Source organism: Candidatus Formimonas warabiya, from assembly GCF_002777255.1.
Taxonomy (GTDB): Bacteria; Bacillota; Dehalobacteriia; order Dehalobacteriales; family Dehalobacteriaceae; genus Formimonas; species Formimonas warabiya.
This window is the reverse complement of record NZ_CP017634.1, coordinates 5237882-5255209: the sequence shown is the minus strand read 5'-3', so window position 1 is coordinate 5255209 and position 17328 is coordinate 5237882. Positions and strand designations below refer to the sequence as shown.

Annotated in this window: 16 protein-coding genes; 1 reads left to right on the top strand and 15 read right to left on the bottom strand. The window is 50.0% G+C overall.

Annotation, left to right across the window (positions count from 1 at the left end):
• Positions 1-54 precede the first annotated feature (54 nt).
• The 15 genes from DCMF_RS23920 to DCMF_RS23850 form a co-directional block, all read right to left on the bottom strand.
• Positions 55-1092, bottom strand: coding sequence for a tripartite tricarboxylate transporter substrate binding protein (locus DCMF_RS23920; protein WP_148136752.1), 1038 nt, complete (start codon positions 1090-1092; stop codon positions 55-57).
• Positions 1093-1172: 80 nt separating this feature from the next.
• Entirely contained in the window at positions 1173-2549 is a 1377-nt protein-coding gene (locus tag DCMF_RS23915; protein ID WP_148136751.1) for an MmgE/PrpD family protein, read from the bottom strand.
• 342 nt (positions 2550-2891) lie between these two features.
• Positions 2892-4112 (bottom strand): methyl-accepting chemotaxis protein, encoded by a 1221-nt coding sequence (locus DCMF_RS23910; protein WP_214658855.1) that lies wholly within the window; start codon positions 4110-4112, stop codon positions 2892-2894.
• A 283-nt stretch (positions 4113-4395) separates the two neighbouring features.
• Positions 4396-5079, bottom strand: a complete 684-nt coding sequence (locus DCMF_RS23905; RefSeq protein WP_148136749.1) for an ABC transporter ATP-binding protein — start codon at positions 5077-5079, stop codon at positions 4396-4398.
• On the bottom strand, positions 5079-6290 hold the full coding sequence (locus DCMF_RS23900) for an ABC transporter permease (RefSeq protein ID WP_148136748.1): 1212 nt from the start codon (positions 6288-6290) through the stop codon (positions 5079-5081). Before DCMF_RS23900 ends, DCMF_RS23905 begins: the two co-directional genes overlap by 1 nt.
• Positions 6287-6724, bottom strand: a complete 438-nt coding sequence (locus DCMF_RS23895; protein WP_214658854.1) for a DUF4418 family protein — start codon at positions 6722-6724, stop codon at positions 6287-6289. The genes DCMF_RS23900 and DCMF_RS23895 overlap by 4 nt, the downstream gene beginning before the upstream one ends.
• A 111-nt stretch (positions 6725-6835) precedes the next feature.
• Positions 6836-7270, bottom strand: coding sequence for an FMN-binding protein (locus DCMF_RS23890; RefSeq protein ID WP_148136746.1), 435 nt, complete (start codon positions 7268-7270; stop codon positions 6836-6838).
• Positions 7267-7953, bottom strand: coding sequence for an ABC transporter ATP-binding protein (locus DCMF_RS23885; protein WP_148136745.1), 687 nt, complete (start codon positions 7951-7953; stop codon positions 7267-7269). Before DCMF_RS23885 ends, DCMF_RS23890 begins: the two co-directional genes overlap by 4 nt.
• A 13-nt stretch (positions 7954-7966) precedes the next feature.
• Positions 7967-9103, bottom strand: a complete 1137-nt coding sequence (locus DCMF_RS23880) for an ABC transporter permease (RefSeq protein WP_214658853.1) — start codon at positions 9101-9103, stop codon at positions 7967-7969.
• Positions 9104-9107: 4 nt separating this feature from the next.
• Positions 9108-10391 carry an ABC transporter permease gene (locus DCMF_RS23875; protein WP_148136743.1) on the bottom strand — a complete coding sequence of 428 codons (1284 nt, stop codon included), beginning with the start codon at positions 10389-10391 and terminating at the stop codon, positions 9108-9110.
• An 11-nt stretch (positions 10392-10402) separates the two neighbouring features.
• Complete coding sequence (locus DCMF_RS23870) at positions 10403-11653, bottom strand: Fe-S-containing protein (RefSeq protein WP_148136742.1); 1251 nt, start codon at positions 11651-11653, stop codon at positions 10403-10405.
• 121 nt (positions 11654-11774) lie between these two features.
• Positions 11775-12407, bottom strand: a complete 633-nt coding sequence (locus DCMF_RS23865) for an iron transporter (protein WP_148136741.1) — start codon at positions 12405-12407, stop codon at positions 11775-11777.
• A gap of 77 nt (positions 12408-12484) precedes the next feature.
• Positions 12485-13708 (bottom strand): FTR1 family iron permease, encoded by a 1224-nt coding sequence (locus DCMF_RS23860; protein ID WP_236860112.1) that lies wholly within the window; start codon positions 13706-13708, stop codon positions 12485-12487.
• A 118-nt stretch (positions 13709-13826) separates the two neighbouring features.
• A complete protein-coding gene (pdxR, locus tag DCMF_RS23855) occupies positions 13827-15221 on the bottom strand; it encodes a MocR-like pyridoxine biosynthesis transcription factor PdxR (RefSeq protein ID WP_148136740.1) in 1395 nt (464 codons plus the stop codon).
• Positions 15222-15475: 254 nt separating this feature from the next.
• Positions 15476-15871: an ArsR/SmtB family transcription factor gene (locus DCMF_RS23850; RefSeq protein ID WP_148136739.1), complete on the bottom strand. Its 396-nt coding sequence runs from the start codon at positions 15869-15871 to the stop codon at positions 15476-15478.
• 155 nt (positions 15872-16026) lie between these two features.
• Here DCMF_RS23850 and DCMF_RS23845 point away from each other — a divergent pair, with 155 nt between their 5' ends.
• A complete protein-coding gene (locus tag DCMF_RS23845; RefSeq protein ID WP_148136738.1) occupies positions 16027-17247 on the top strand; it encodes an amidase domain-containing protein in 1221 nt (406 codons plus the stop codon).
• Positions 17248-17328: the final 81 nt, after the last annotated feature.

Here is a 17328-nt window from a genome sequence, read left to right as displayed (position 1 = left end):
CTTAAAATAAATTGGCACTGCTCGGTTTACACCGGTTTTTGAAGACGGCCTTCTTTATTTCTTTTGCATATAGATGTCCTTGTATTGTTCAAACACATCCCAGTATATTTTGGTCTGCTCATTCAATTGCTCCGGGGTCCAATCGACTATTAAACCGGGATCCACTCCCGCTTTTTTCATGCTTTCAATCACCCGGGGATCATCTTTCGCCTCTTCAAAAGCCTCTTGAATCATTTTGAACCGTTCCGGGTATTTTTCTCTTAATTCCTTCGGCACATTGATGGCGCGGTAAGAGGCTACCACCAGGGTTTTGGTTCCTAAAGCGCTATCCACCGTGGGGGCATTGTTGGTCATGTCGGGAACCGGGTTTTCCGACATGGAAATCGCCAGGTGTCTTAAGGTGTCTCCCGCCTTTTCCACACCGGATACTTTGGTGAATCCCAGTTGCACATGACCGCCCAGTACCTGGGTCACCAGGTCATTGCCGCTGCCATAGGGAATGATTTCAAACTGAGCACCGGTCTGTTCCATGATCTGCTGGAGCAGCAAGTTATCCGGGCTGGCCCAATAGGAGATGGCCACGGTCACCTTTTCCTTCTTGGCCGCTTCAATCACATCATTAAGGGTCTGAAAGGGAGAATCCTTTTGTACAAAGAAGGTCCCCGGGTCAATACCAAATATCCCCATCCATTCCAGATCCTTTTCCCAGTCAAAATCGGGTTTCTGCTCTTTATACATAATGGAAGCCGAAGCCAGGTTGGTAGAAAGCAGGGCGGTGCCGTCCTTGGGCAAGGTTAAAAAGTAGGTATAGCCCACTTGACCGCTGGCTCCGTCTTTATTGTTGTAAACAAAAGGGATCCCTAATTTCTCCGACCACACTTCCCCTAGAATCCGGGTGGTCATATCCTGATTACTCCCCACAGCATGAGGCAAGACGATTTCAATTTTTTCCGGCTGCCATTTTTCCGTTTCTCCGGTATTGGCAGCAGAATCGGGAACCTCCTTCTGCCCCCCGCAGCCTCCTAACCCAAGGACAAGACAGACCATCAACACCATCACCACAACCCAACCCATGTACCCTTTAATTTTCATCCTTCTTTCTCCTTTCTCACCATCTTAAATCTTTGATTCAAAGGACCTTAGAAAATCACTGTTCTTAGCTCTCACCTCCATTAACCGTTATGACAGGTTTTTCTATCTTTTCTCAGCAGCCGGGCAACAGCCGCCATATCCCCCACCGCCTCCAGCTCTTTTACCTGTTTGACGATCTCATCAGTGTTGCTTTGACCAATCACTTGATCGGCTAATTGATGGAATTTTTCTTCCACATCCCCAAAGGTAAAAGGAGCGTCGGCGCTCCCTCTGGGGTTTTCCGCCATCAAACAAAGGTCCGCACCCTGTACCAATTTAATCTGAAGCCGGGCACATTTTTTCTCGGGAAATTTCCGGGAAAAATCACTGTTGGGCACAACTTTTACCTTGCGCGCCAGTCTATGCACCACAGGCTCCCGCAACATCTCCGGTTGAAAATGCTCCAAGGATAACTTTCCATAAACCAGGGCACTTGCCAAACAATAAGGAATGTTCAGCATTCCTTGCAGCCCCGACTCTGGAGGGGATGTGTCCACCAGCCAGCTTTCCGTAGCATAATCATAAATTTCCACCAGTATTTCCTTGATATCACCTTCTGCCATATTTTTTTGGGCTGCTTGTAAAGCCAAATCAACCACCGTATGGGTTTGGCGGCATGAAGGATAGGGCTTAATATCTGTTTCACTGATGGGAAAGACTTCTCCCAGTCCCTGCACCAGTTTTTCCGGACTTCCCCCATTCCCCAAGACATTTAAAAAGCCAAATTTTCCTTCCAGTATTTCCTTGGTTCCCTGGAAACCGGATTGGGCCAGTAAGGCAGAGAGAACCCCTCCCTGAGCAGCCATACCGGCGTGAAAATGCTTGTCGGCGCTGCCGTCAAAGCGATACTGGGTTAGCCCCGCCGCCTGCGTGCCCGCGATGCCGAAAGCCGCTTCCACCTGGCTTGCTTCCAATCCCAGGGCGCGGGCGGCAGCAGCGGCGGCACCCAAAAAATTGCATGTCCCCGTAGGGTGGAAGCCCCGCTTTCGGTGCTCTACCCCGGCAGCCTGGCTTACGCGCACGGATATGTCATATCCGGCAATTACGGCTAAGATAAAACTTTTGCCGGATCGGTTTAGCTTTTCTGCCAGACATAAGGCGGACGGAATCACGACACAACCAGGATGAACAAATTTGTGGGCATCGTCAAAATCAATGGCATGGGCGGACAAGGCGTTTAAAAAGGCCGCTTGTGTCACATTCAGACCCCTTTCCTGACCAATCACCGACGCTTGGTCTGGACCGTCAAGTTCACTGATGGTCTGAAAAGCGGCCTTGGCATGATTTGTCAGAGAACCACGCACAGCCACCCCTAAGGTATCCAGGATATTAATTTTACTCCGGGAAATCACCTCCTCAGGGATATCCTCCCATCTCAAACCAGCCACATAACTTGATAAAACATGGGTATCATTCATAAAATATACACTCCAAATAAATTTTTATAGTTCAAGTATAAGTCTCCTTAATATAGTCAGACAAATCGAAATCTTTGAATACGCAATAGGTATTTTTTATCATCGGACCCAAAATAAAAAAGACTAAGTTTCATCCTCTTGCGCATCCTTAAAGATGCAAGAAGAAAACTTAGTCTCCAGTGTTTCTGGTCAACTGAAAAAGTTTTTTTCATGGGAACAAATTTCAGAGTAATTTCCTACTTAAGCATACTATTCTGATATGATTTAATTACTTTAAATAATAGCTTTACACCACTTCTTTGTCAAGGCTTTTGGGGAAATTATACCGACAAAAGATTCTCTTCATTCATCGATAGTTTTGGCAAAACTTAAAAATGCTTTTAAAATTTCTCCGGATGCTTCGATTAATAGCTCCAGATTCCTGATGGTGATTTCCTCAGCTACTTTTTGGCCGGCAACATGCACCATTTCATGAGGCTTGTCCAGGGAGACAAATTCCGGAATGTGTCCGTAGCGGTCTTTGGCTTTGTCATACCAAAGACCAAAAGCGCATTCGTGATGGTTTTTCGTCCTGGTTTTACTTCCCCCTTTTGCTACTACATCCAAAAGGTAATTGGCATGATCCACTAAGCGCCGGGCTAAAATATTGGTCAGGGAACTGTCATCGGCTTCAATATGGATGTAAGGCTTCACAATGGTGGATAACTCTTGGATTTCTTTCATCACCACAGAACCAAAATCCGCCGTATTTGATAAATCTGCCGCAAGACCGGCGATTTCCTCCGATGCCCCGGCTAATTGTTCCATCGCCATATTAATATTCCTGGTGGCCTCGGTGGCATTTTTTATTTTTTCCGTATGCTCTTGTATCGTATCGGCAATGGCCCTAGATTCATGAAAATATTCGTCGAAATCTTGGAAAATAGTATGATTGATTGATTTCGTGTCGGCAGTGATTCTGTCGATTTCCCCGGAGACCTTCTTCACTTCTTTGACGGCGTCTTTCGTTTGTGCGGCAAGTTTTCGAACTTCATCAGCCACCACGGCGAATCCTCGTCCGGCATCCCCCACGCGGGCTGCTTCAATAGCGGCATTTAAGGCCAAAAGATTTGTTTGGTCCGCAATTCCCTCTACTGTTTGGTTGATACTATCAATGTTTTCTAAGCTTCGTCCCAATTCTTCCATATTTTCTTTGGCGATTGTTAAATTATCATTTACTTCAACACCTTTTTTTTGCAAAGCGTTTAATCTTTCAATATTTTGCGCAGAACTGTTGTCCAGTGTCTGCATGATGGCACTAAATTCCTGTGTCGTGGCACTGGTTTCTTCTGCTGTTGCCGAGGTTTCTTCACTATTCGCGGCAAGGTCGTGGGCACTTTTCGTAATATCTGCAACTTTTAACTCCGTTTGTTTCGCAATAAGTTCTGTGTGCGCAAGTACAAAGTAGGAAATAGCCATCTGAAGATAATCTTTTTTAATAGCCTTTTTTCTTTCGCCTTGGGTGATTTGATTGTTCGATATCTTTGGTTTCTTGACGATCTTTTCCAATATTGTGGGCATCATTCTCCGTCCTCCTTTTTCATTATCATTGCCATCCATTGGCTGTTTCCGTCTATTATAGCATCTCTTTGTTAAGGATTTGATAAATTTATCTTCTTCAGGCAATCCTAACTAGAAGCTTATCCGGGCAGGATATGCCTTCCATTCCAATAATATACCCGCTATAAAGGCAACAGCGAAGCTGCAAACCGCCTCGCTGTTGTCGTGATTAAACCCATATTCGTTTATTAACGCCAAAAGCCAACAACATGTTTTCACAGGTAGCAAAGCACCAGAAATCTATTTTCTACTTTTCATCCGCGGGCAAGTTTTCCCTCAGTTTGCCGGCAGACATGGTCAGCACCCGATTGCCGAATTTCCCCGTATCCCGTTCATGGCTAACGATGATCACCGTAGTGCCGTTTTTGTTGATGCGGCAAAAGAGCGCCATCATTTCCCTGGTAGTTTCCTGATCCAAATCTGCCGTAGGTTCATCCGCCATCAAAAGATCCGGCTCGTTCATCAGCGCCCGGGCGATGAAAACCCGCCGCAATTCTCCCCCGGACAACTGGGGGGGATAGAGATGGGCCAGGTGAGGCAGGCCCACCTCCTCCAAAAGAAAGACGGCCCGTCCGCATGGATCGCCCTGCCTTTTGGCCAGATAAAAAGGAAGACGTACATTATCGAAAACGGTGAGATGGGCAAGGGCACTGGTTCCTTGCGGCACATAGCCCAGCCGAAAATTTCTCCATGCCGACATTTCCTTGTCATTCAAAGTATCCAGCTTCCTGCCCTTAAGGCTGATCGTGCCGGAAGTGGGGGTCAAAAGCCCGGCCACCATATTCAGAAGAGTACTTTTGCCGCTCCCGGAACGCCCCGTAATGGTCACGAAGTCGCCCTGGGCTACGGATAAATTAATCTGGTCAACCGCGGCAAATGGCCGTTCTCCCCGTTTGTATTCTTTGCTCAGTTCCTTTATTTCTAAAAGCATTATTCGTTCTCCCTCATCGTGGTATAGGTTTCGGAATGACCGATTTTGAGAGCCGCATAAATGGAGGCCAGGGGACCTACCGTCAGAGATAGGAAAAAGCTGGTCAAGGCAACCATCCCTATCATTCCATAAGCCGGCTGCAAATAGGGCAGGTTCAGCAAGGAACCGATGTAGGCGCGGAAAGGAAATACCAGGCAGGCGGCCCCCATCGTTCCCGCCACCGTCCCCAAAAGGCTGATCAGAAAGGACTCACTGAGGATTAATTTTACCAGCATGCTCCTGGGCGCGCCCAGAACCCGAAATATGCTGAATTCTTTTTTCCGCGCGTTTAAGGAAATGGAAAATACTATCATCAGAACAAGAATGGCTAAGAGCCATAAAATACCGGCCAGGAGATATATAAAGAGAGAAAGCCCGGTTAAACTCCCGGAGATCTCACTAAGCATGTTCTTCGCAACCACAACCGCCACGCCTTCTCTTGCGTAAGCCTGCAGGATGCCGTTTGCCACGCCCTTTACGTCGGCATCCTTTTTGATTCTGACCATCACGGAGGAAATGAGACGATCATCCTGGGCTACCGGATGGGACTGGATGCGCTCAGATTCCCGGGCCAGCTGTTTGGCTGTGGTGAAATTCATAAAAACGGAGGTGTCAAATCCCATCCCGGTTTTTTCCAGCCGGGCGGCCACAGTAAAAATCCGGTTAAAAAATTTCAGTTTTTGTCCTGCTTGGGCATTAATACTGCTGCCCACCAGGATTTCCCCATCCCCGAGAGGGTGTTTCAGCATGGAGGATAACCAGGGTTGGATGATGAAATCCGTTTCCGGATCGTAGCCGATCAACTGGAGAGGATAGGCACAGCACCCGGCGTTCAGCGTGGCGATATAAAGCTGGGGAGAGACCCGGTCAATGCCTTCCAGACCGGCAATTTTACCGGTGATTTGAGCGTCAAAATAGAAGGTGCTGGGTTCTCCCCGGAGCAGGGCGCCTTGAATATCCGCCTCATAACCGTAGGGCACCACCAGAATATCCGCGCCCAGTCTTTTGGACAGGCTATCCATACCGCTCTCCAGGCTCTTCGCTAAAATGGTACCCCCGAAAAGGGTGAAAGCGAAAAGGGCGACCAGGAAAATAAGGCCGCCGCTCCGAAAGGGCTTGCCTTTGAGATTACGGGCGGCAAGGGTAAAAACAGTGAGAGGCTTATTATTCATTGGCCGGTCTCCGCCGTTTTTTTGTTTTGGCTCCCTAAATAGGCGGCGTTAACCAAAGCGACCGCCGCCGTCAGGCCACCCAACAGCATTAATGCGGGAAAAGTGGTCATCCGGCACGGCATGGTGGCCATCTCACATCCTCCAATCAACAGAGTAGGAACTAAAATCGCCAGAATACCCGTCAAGGCGGTCATGATGCTGATGCCGATCCGGGTCAAGGGGGATTTGACAAAAGCCAGCAAGCCGCCCCCGCACAGGATCAATAAACCGATTCCTATCTCCGCCCGCCCGGACCAAAAGCATTTCATGGGCACCGTTCCCCCTGCGGCGGTTTCAATTACTTTGGCACAGGTGGGAAATATGCACACCGGGATCAGGGCAATGAGCAGCCCGAAAACAGCAAGCACAAGCCCGGACAAAAATCTGTTTTTCACGTGAATTACCTCCTGAATGGTTCCTGTTTTGCGTACAGGAATCCTCATCTTTTTGCTGAATGCAAGCTTTTCCTATCCCAGGACAAATGGCACACATCAAATATCCGGAGATCATTCTTTTGCTGCCTCCAAAGCATTTTTTACCGCTTCCATGAACTGGTCATAGGCAATGGTCGCCCCGGATACCGCATCCACATCTTCCGGCTTTTGAACCTCCACCAGCTGCCGGGCATATTGCTGCATTGCTTTTACGGCCAGCTGGGCCTTGTCATAATAGTCCTGGTTGGAAATTTCTCCATTGACCTTGCCGTACTCTTCATCTTTCACCGTGCCGTCCTTTTGCCGGGTCACATAGGTGCACGCCGTGATTTTGTGGTCAGCAATGGTGACAGTGGCCTCTCCGTAAGCGCCCCGGTCATCCGGGCTGCTTTTCCCGGTATAGGTGCCGTCTTGATAAGCACTGGAATCAGAACCATTGCCGCATCCGGACAACAAAAGCAAAGTTAGGGCAAGGACCCCTATCAGGTGGATGGTTTTTTCCCTCATCGTTCGCACCCCCTTTGGTCATTTTGATTGTGCGTGATTTTTGCAATACGGCCATGCTCCAATATTACCGTACGCTGGGCTTCCTCGGCGACCTCGGCATCATGGGTGACCACAATGATGGTGCTGCCCTCCCCGTGCAGCTGCTTAAAAATGTCCAGCACAATATTCTCATTGGCTTCATCCAGATTTCCCGTGGGCTCATCCGCTAAAATCAGCATGGGATAGTTGATCAGGGCCCGGGCAATACAGACCCTTTGCTGTTCCCCCCCGGACAGCTGGCTGGGCAGGTGCTTCGCCCGTTCTTGTAAACCTACCCGCTCCAGCGCCTGCAGGGCTTCCTTTTCATCCGGCATGCTGTGATAATATTGGGCGATCATCACATTTTCCAGGGCTGTGAGATAGTTGATCAGATGGAACTGCTGAAAGATCAAGCCGATTTTATCACGGCGGACGGCGGTCAGACTCTTTGGCCCTTCCTTGGAAATATCCTTGCCGTCCAAAATGACCGCACCATGGGAAGGCCGGTCCATGCAGCCGATAATGTTCATCATGGTGGTCTTCCCGGAGCCGGACGGTCCCATGATGGCTAACCATTCCCCCTGCCGGACGGTAAGATCGATATTTTGCAAAGCTTTCACATTGCCGTAAATTTTGGAAATATCCTTCAGTTCTAATAAATTCATCGCTGAGCCTCCTCTACTCGCCGCGCAATACGATTGCCGGCTCGATGTCTGTTGCGCTTCTCACGGGAATCAGGCAGGCCAATCCGGTAATGCCGATGGATACCACCAGGGTCACCGGAATCAAAAGGGGCTGGAAGGAGATGCTGCGGCTGAAGACATTCACACTGACAGACTGGGCGAACAAAAAACCGAACAGCACGCCCAGCACGCCCCCTGAACCGCCCAGAAACAGGCCTTCGCCCAGAAACTCCAGCACAATGCTTTGATTGGCCGCACCCAGTGCTTTTTTCAAACCGATCTCTTTGCGCCGCTCCGTAACAACTGCCATCATCGTCGTGGAAACGCAGATCATGGTGAGGAGCAGGACCACTACCGTGACCAGATAGACCAGGGCCTGAAGCTTGCCCAATACGGTTTGCTCCGACTGGGTGACCCGTTTGACCAGGCGGGGAGTAACCTCCGGGTCATGGGCGCCAATCTGTTCCGCCATGCTGCTCAGGGCCTCCTCGTCAGCGGCAATGCTGCATTCCACCACGTCCACTTCATCACGGTTCCCCATGATGCCCTCCAGATCGGCCAGGGACATGAAAATAAATGCTTCCTCCGCTCCCCCGGTCTGAACGATGCCGGCTACCGTAAAGTCATGGCTGAAATTCTCTCCCTGGGCATCCGTGCCGGTAGCGGTGAAAGTATCGCCGGGCGAAAGGCGAATGAGATCGGCCACCTCCTGGCCCAGGAGCACGGCATCTTTGCCTTCCGGCCACTGCCCGGCAATATACCAGTAGGGGCTGACTTTTTTTACTTCTGCCAAATCTGTTCCCGCCGCCATAAAGGGCTGCTCATTGATCTTTACCGTCTCATAGCGGTAGGGCGCCATGCCCACGATATTGTCAGCCGGGAAGACGCTTGCCGCTTTTTCCATGGCGGCAGTGTTCAAAGACGATTGCTCTCCGGCCGGAACTAAGATAAGATTGGCGCCGTAGGACCGGAATTCTTTGCCCATCTGCCGGGGAATATCGTAGTAAATGGTAATCAGCCCGGAAAGGATGGTAGCGCCGATGGCAACGGCCAAAAGGGCCACCACCATTCTGGACCGGCGGCGGATCAGGGAACTCATCACCATCTTAAAATACATGGATTGTTTTTTCATTTTCTCACCTGCCATGCAATACTTCCGCCGGACGCAGGGACAGCAAAAGCCGGATGGCAGGTATGCTTCCTGCCAAGATGACGAGAAACACCAGAACCGCCACCAGGGGAATGACCATGGGCTTGATTTCGATGGCGGACCCGAAAACGGACTGCCCAATGATCTGGGCAAAGCCCAGCCCGGCAAAATATCCCGCCATGCCGCCGATGATTCCGGTGATCAGTATCTCTGTTAAAATTAATAAGGAGATGGGGGCGTCATGGGCGCCGACCGCCTTTAACAGGCCGATCTCAGGACTGCGCTCCATCACGCTGGCCGTAACCAGATTGGAAATGCCCAGGGCGGAACCGATCAAGCTCAAAATTGTCATGAGCAGCATCAGCAGCTGGGTTTTTTCCAGAATGGCGCCTTCCGCTTCCGCAACCTGGCGAATGGGTTTGGCCACAGAATCGGTGATCACTTCTGCGATCTGATAGCAAATGGCACTGACATAAGCCGTACAATACCAGGTTTCCCATTCTTTGATGGAGAGACTTTGGGGGTTCTGGGCCGCCCGGCGGGCCAGCTCATTGTCGGGGGTGGTGAGGGCGCTGACTTCCACCCGGCTCACCAGTCCCGGCCGCCCTGTCAGCGCTTGGGCCACCTGCAAAGGCACATAGATCTGATCATCCTCCTCACTGCCGGAATTAAAAATACCCTTGACCACCAATTCTTTCCTTTGACTTTTTGCCTGAACAGTAATGGTATCACCAACCTTGATATTGTTTCTGCCTGCCACCAGGCTGCCTACCATAGCATCATTTTCATCTGCATCGGCCAGCCAGGCGCCGTCCACCTCCCACCAATTTTTCATGTTTTTCATGCCCGTATCAAGGGATTCCCCCGTGGGCAGGTCCAGGTGGTGTTCAAACCAGGTTCCCGCGAGCTCCACGCTGTCTGTCCGGGCATTTAAGCGGACCCTTGTTTCCAGGTAAGGAGCAAAATCCACGATGTTAAAGGCCCAAAAGATGGTTTTGATCTTCCCCAGCTCCCTTTCCTGTAAATATTTATCCGATACACCGGAGCCTTCCTCAACGCCGTAAAGGTCACCCAGCAGGGAAGCTTCTTTGGGCACGACGTTGATATTGGCGCCGTAAGTTTTCAACTCCTGATTGACCTTGTCTCCCACATCCAGCATCACATTCAGCATGGCGGTAGCAAGAGAGGCCCCTAAGGCAATGGTGAAGGCAATCATCAGCATTTTCCCTTTTTGCCGGAACAGGGCACCCTTGACCATTCTCCAGAACATGGGATCACCTCCTATTGAAACCGATTCTTTTCATTTTCCAGATTTTGTGTTTGGATCACCATGGTGCCCCCCCTTAAAGTATAGGCAAGGGGTACAGGATTGCAGCCCCCTTTAAAGCCGATGGTGGAGATATTCATCACCACATCGCAAAGCTTGCACACCACCTCGTCATCCCGCTCATAGTAGCCCGTGGGGCCGCAGATATCGCAGGCATCCAGGCCCACGCCAAAAGCAGCTTCATTTTTCTTGATGACGATAAAGCGCACTTCCGTACCGTCGGAAGCGGTATAGACAAAACGGTGCAGGTGGCCGTCGCTGATATTTTCCAGGGGAATCAATATCTCCTGGCCCGAGATGGTCATGGGCTCCGCCGGGGAAAGGACAACCTCTCTTTCCTCGTAGGCCTTCACCACCGTCAGGTTCAGCACCGCCAGAACATACCCGGCCAGAACAACCGTACACCAGCGGCGTTGCCGGCGTGCGGCAGCCCGGATTTTACGATGCTGGGCCGGATTGGCATAAGTTTCTTGGGGATTCAGGCTTTTTCTCCACAGTACCAGGGGCAATGCCACCGTGACCGCCAGAACCCCATAAAGAAAATATTCCTGATGATTGATAACAGGCTTAATCAGGGCGAAAAGCCCTTTTGACATGGGGATGATGCGTCTTGCCAGTAAAAGCTGGACCATCATGGCCATTTGATTGGCCAGCTGGATGGCCAGCCCGGCGGTCAGCAAAATCCGCACCAGTTGAAAGGATAAGCTTCTGCCCACCTTGGATAAAGCAAATCCGGTCAGGACGATCAGGAAAAGCCCCCCTAAGTAGCCGATGAGCTTAAATAAAAAATCCGTACTGAATACGCTTTCCCCGGCCATGACAAACTCTGTGGGATAGAGCAAAATATCCGGCAGGCAATAAAGAAGAAGCGCCATGAGCATCAGGAAATTTATCCCATTCCAGATCCTTTCATGAAATACCGGCGCTTTTGGGGCGAGCACGCCCCAGGCAAGAAGAAAGAAAATTATTTCCGCCAGGAGGGCGACCGACAAAATGCCCATATTAAAAAATTCCCTGTTGATCAGCGCGGTGGAAAATTCTAAAGCAGCCAGGACAAACGCCGCAGCAATACCTGCGCCGAAGCCCCAAAGCAGCCACTTTTTTTGCTTTTTGCCGCCGACGAGATGCATAAGGGCACCTAGCATGGCCAAAAGGAGGACGGTTGTCAGCGTACTCTGCACAACCTGTATGAGGTACTTCAGCATGGAGCCACCTCCTATCAAGCTTCAAAATGAAGCCATGGAAGGGCCGCCCGTCGGCGCAAGACCTTCCATGGCACGGGTTGGATCTGTTATATCGATATCCGGATCAATGAAAAGGGATCCCTTACCAAACCCTGGGCACGTAATCAAAGTCCCATTCTGCCACCAGGGGTTCGGTCCAGTAACGTCCGGTAACGCCCGTTGTCTTATCCACATGAAGGAGAAAACCTTGTGCCTCCGGGTTCTCAATAATAAAGCGGACTTTGTAGGTACCTGCCGGGCCCAGCTTGATATTTGCCCCATAGTGGGGGCCGTCGCTGGCGTTCATGGGCATGAAGTTTCCTTCGATGGTTTTGCCGTCATCACCCGTAATCTGATATTTTACCGTCAAATAGGGCACAAAATCACCCACACCGTAACCCAGATCATTGTCCAGGGCGGAAATGTCCGCTTCCATGTGCATGTCGGACTCAGAGGCGGGGAGGCTCTTGCCCGTCGGTTCCATATCCACCGGCTGGAAATAGACGCCGGCCACATTCAAAGGCCCCAGCTCAATATCATCCCCAATGGGGAATTCCTCAAATCCGGCCACATCAGCAGGTCCCACCGCGCCTTCCCCTTCTTGGGAAGTATCGCTATTTTCCGTGGGTGTGTTTGAATCGGCAGGCGCATTCGTGTCCGAGGAACAACCGGCCAGACCAAGAGAGAGGACGATGGCGATGATGCCAAAAAGGACGGTTATTTTATTGGTTTTCATATTCTATCCCTCCAAAAATGTGTTTATTTTTCATTCCCTTTGAACTTGTCAGGAAGGTCAGGGGTATCTTTACCTGTTCAGGCTTTGTTATTGCCCGTCCCTGCGGTTGTGCCCCCCATAGGCGCTTTGCGCCATTTTCTCATCTGTATGATGAATGTACCAACCGTCAGTATGAGCAAAAAGATTTGGGGAATAAGCGTTTCCCACGTGGGATAAATCCCTAACAGGTCTACCGAAGAAATGCCCGGAACGGATGTAACGCCTATGACATTCCCTTCCTGCAATTCTTTGATACCGGAACCGGTAAAGGAAATGGCCATGACAAACAACAGAATGCTGGTGCCCAGGAAGAAGGGCTTTAAGGGCAATTTGATGCTTAAAACACGGATCAGGATGTAGATCACCACCAGGAGAACGCACCCGATCCCCAGCCCCAGCCACACCATGTTGATATAGGTTTTCGTATTGGCAAGCAGCGCCTGATAAAACAGGATTGTTTCCGCGCCCTCACGGAAAACGGCCAGAAACGCCGCAAAAGCAAGGGAAAACAGGCTGCCCTTGGTCAGGGAACTCTGCACCTTTCCTGCTATGTAGTTGGTCCAGGCGGCTGCTTCTGCCTTGGAAACCATCCAGTTGCTTACATAAAAGAGAACTACCACGGCAACCAGCATGGTCACTCCTTCAATGATCTCCTGATTTGCGCCGCTCAAACCGGACAGTCTGTTCAGAATAATCGCCATCAGAACACTGGCACCCAACGCAATAAGCGAACCCCAGTAAATCGCACCGGTCTTGTGCTTGTTCCCGGACTTAATCAGATAAGCGATAATCGCGCCTACGATGATGATCGCCTCAAAGCCTTCCCTGGTGATGATCAGCAGGGAGGCAAGCAGAACACCGATGGAGCTCTCCTTTTTTCCATCCAATCTGATGGCATCTTCGCGCAGCAGGTTGATCAGCGTATCCAGCGAGACTCTGACTTCCTGCTCCGGCTTACCGGCACTGATGGCCTTTTTGGCAAAGCTGAACTGGTATTCCACTTCAGCTGCACGGTCGCCCGAAATATGGGCCATTACCGTCTTTTCAAAGCCCAGCTTTTCATAATATCCGAAGTAGGCAGCATCGACTTGTTCCTTAGCGGCTTCCGCATCACCTGAAATATATATCTCGTAAGACTTATCCAGGATCGTTTCCATTTCGTCCACCACATCATTCCATGTTTCATGGGCGGCAAACGCCGTCAGCGGGAGCATACTTGTGAGGACAAGGATCAGGGTAATTGCCACGAGCGTTTTACGCACCTTTTATACCTCCTTTCCAAGTAAGATTGATACATAAGCTGTATCATCTATAAGTTAGGATATCCTAACATAAAATGCAAGGTCCAGTTTTGATATTCTGTATGGCTCCAGTTTTTGATTAACCCAGCCAAGCCTCACGCAAAAGCTTAACTGCCCTAGGAATATGCTCCAAGGGGATGCCCCGAAAACTTAAAAGGACCGTTCCATAGGCACTGTTTTGGGGCCGGATCCAGTACTTTGATGTGGGGCACACGCCCACACCGGCCTGACAGGCCCGATGAATCAACTCCGCTTCATTCATGGGCCATTTTACCTGCACGAGCAAATGGAAACCGGCATGGGTGCCCAGAATACAAATGTTGTTGCCAAATTCACTTTTCAATGCCTGTACCAGGGAGGCGCATTTTTCCTTTTGATGCTTTCTGGTTTTTCGCACATGGCTCTCCCAATGGCCTCCACGTATGTAAAGCTCCAGCGTTTTCTGCATCAAAAAGGGCACCAAGGGAGTATGATTTTCAAAGCGCTGATAGAGATCCTGCAGATACGGGTCGGGCATCACCATATAGGAGGCCTGAATGCAGGGAAACAACATCTCAGAGAAGCTGCCTAAGTAAATTACCCGGTCGCCGCACAAAGATTGGAGGGAAGGAAGCGGTTTGGTATCATACTGGAAATGGCAGCTATCATCATCCTCAATAATCAGGGCATCCCTGCGCCGGGCCCATTCCACCAATTCTAACCGTCTGGTCATAGGCATCACTGTTCCCGTGGGAAACTGGTGGGAAGGCGTCACATAAACGGCTCTTGCTTCTGCCCCTTCCAAGACGCGTACATTCAATCCTTCCTTATCAACTTCGATGGGCGATATTTTGATGCCGTTATTCTGTAAAGTCATGCGCGCTTGATCATCACCCGGTTCTTCCATGGCCACGCTGAAGCCCCTCTCTCTCAGAAGCGGGCAGACAAGACCCAGGCAAAATTGGGTGCCAGTGCCGACCATAATCTGGTCCACCTTACAATGGACATTGCGGTAATCGGAGATATACCTTTGGATCTCCGTACGCAGACTCCATTCGCCAAAAGAGGACCCGTAGCGGATGACCCCCTCTTTAAAATCATGAAAGCACCTGTTCATCAGCCTTTGCCATTGAGGAAAAGGGGCCTCCCTCAGATACAAAGCGCAGGGCCGGAAATCATAAACCACCTTTTGATTCACATCCTCCATGGCTGCTGTCCGGGTATTGGGGGCCGTTTTACTTTTCTGAAAGGTTTCCTCCGCCCCTGCTTCCACAAAATACCCTTTGCGTGGTTTGCTGACAATAAATCCTTCTGCGTGCAGTTGCTCATAAGCCAATTCCACCGTGTTTCTGCTGATATGCAGTTCTTGGGATATTTTCCGGCTCGACCTCAGCTTTGTTCCGGCTTTGACACATCCCTTGACGATATCATCCTTAATCTGCTGATACAATTGGGCGTATAGAGGGGTTTTACTTTTTTCATCCAACACCAGCATCTACCCACCCCCTCCTGATAAATCCAAATTTCTTTTCCATGCCCATCACCAAATACGACCTCTCACGCGATGTTCCTCCTCTTGGATCTTGATTGAACAGTTGATTACCCAATCAACTAAAAAAGGATAAAATTTTACCCCCCGCAATGATTGTTTTCATGACCATTACGGATGGCATTGTCCCCCTCCTTTCATCATAAATTGGCTTAAATCTATCTTCCTATCCCTTAGATTCCATTCCATAGAGGCGCAGGTTAGCGGCCAAATAAGCTCATGGACGCTCGTTCTTCAGAAATGTGGAGCAAGCCTTGGGCAAAAATATTTCTTACATGATCGTCGGCAAAGGAATAATAAACGATTTTGCCGTCTCTCCGGTTTTTCACCAGCTTTGCCTGTTTCAGAATCCTTAGTTGATGGGAGATGGCAGACTTGGTCATGCCCAAAAGCACTGCGATATCGCACACGCACATCTCCGCCTTAAATAAGGCATAGAGTATTTTGACCCGCGTGGAATCCCCAAAAATCTTAAAAAGATCCGCCAGATCCAAAAGATCTTCTTCATCCGGCATATGCGCCCTCACTTCATGGACCACAGCCTCATGAATGGTGTTGCAATCACATTTATCAAAATCCGCCGTATATGCGCACATAAAAATCTCTTCTCCTTAATTGAATGATTGAACGATTGTTCAATTTTAATTATAGTATTGGGCCGATTTAGATGTCAATCTAATTAATGAATAAAATAAGGTGATATGGTAAAATTGAATATGCAGGGGAAATAAGAAGAAAAAGGGTTGTGCCTATGCCAAAGTTTGTTCTGTTATTCTGCCTAGCGCTGTTTTTATCCGCCTGTTCTGCAGGGGGCGGAGACAATCTGCCTTCTGGTCAGTCCGTAGAGCCGTCTTTGGAAAAGAGCTCCACAGCACAGGAACCCACCGTCTATATCCCGGACCATCCCCTCACGCAGGAGGAGACCATTGAACAGTTTTTTGAACAGCAATACCAGGCATATACCGGCCTGCACTACATTGATGTCAGCTATCTCTTGGATATGAGCCAAATGCGCAACCGCAACCCTCTGATCTGGCTGGAAATCCTGATTCAGCGCAGAAGATTGATCGCCCAACACCAGCTTTGCTATGTGGAAACAACCAAGTATCCTTACCGCATCACCTATGAGGAGGAAGCGGAGGATGGGCGCATGGAATTCTGGAGCAGCAGGGGTATCCACAATGAAGACGAGGTGATCGTCCACTTCACCATCACAGGCGAAAAAGGCCGGGCCTATCCCCCTTTTTTGGCCATAAACGGACAGCACACGATGCGGCTTAAACAGATAGGCGGGGTTTGGAAAATCACCTTTCACTATTACCCGGGCTCCAGCAGATTTAGACAGAACACCCCCCTCGTTTTACCCTCTGAGGAGGAGATGCGGGAGGATTTGATGAGAGAATTCCAGACGCTCGCTCCGGCCGCATCCTCCGGGGAAACAAGCCTGCCGGCCCATGCTTCTCCTTATCATGGCCTACGGGCAGTTCAATATGCCCGGACCTACACCGAAACGCGTAATCCGGCCTTTTACGGCATCGAAGACTTTATGGGCAACTGTTCCAACTTCTTATCGCAATGCCTCTGGTACGGCTTTGGATCAGGTGACCAGCCTGATATTGCCCGGCGGGAGAACATGACCGCCCAGTGGTACGCGGGGCAGGGCGGTGGCTCCCCGGCCTGGGAAAGTGTGGAGCAGTTTTGGAACTATGCCACAGCATCCCGGAACCCTGGGGAACAAAGCCTTTACGGCGAGGTTGTAGAGACAATTTCCCAGCTTGATCCGGGGGGTATTGTGCAAACCCGTCCGGGCCGCTTCCGCAATACCGATGAAGAATATAGCCATAGCCTGTTGCTGGTTGACGCCCCCACCCTGCTTCTGGCCCAGAATTCGCCCGACTGTTTTGTTTATTATTCCGACCTGGCCAATACGGATGCCCGCTTTTTTAATCCCCGCTATTTGATCTCGGACTGAAGTCTGGCTTTGTAATAAATTTTGAAAAAAATAAAAACCCCTTACGAAAAGGGGTTAAATTTACTATGTTCTTTTTTAGGC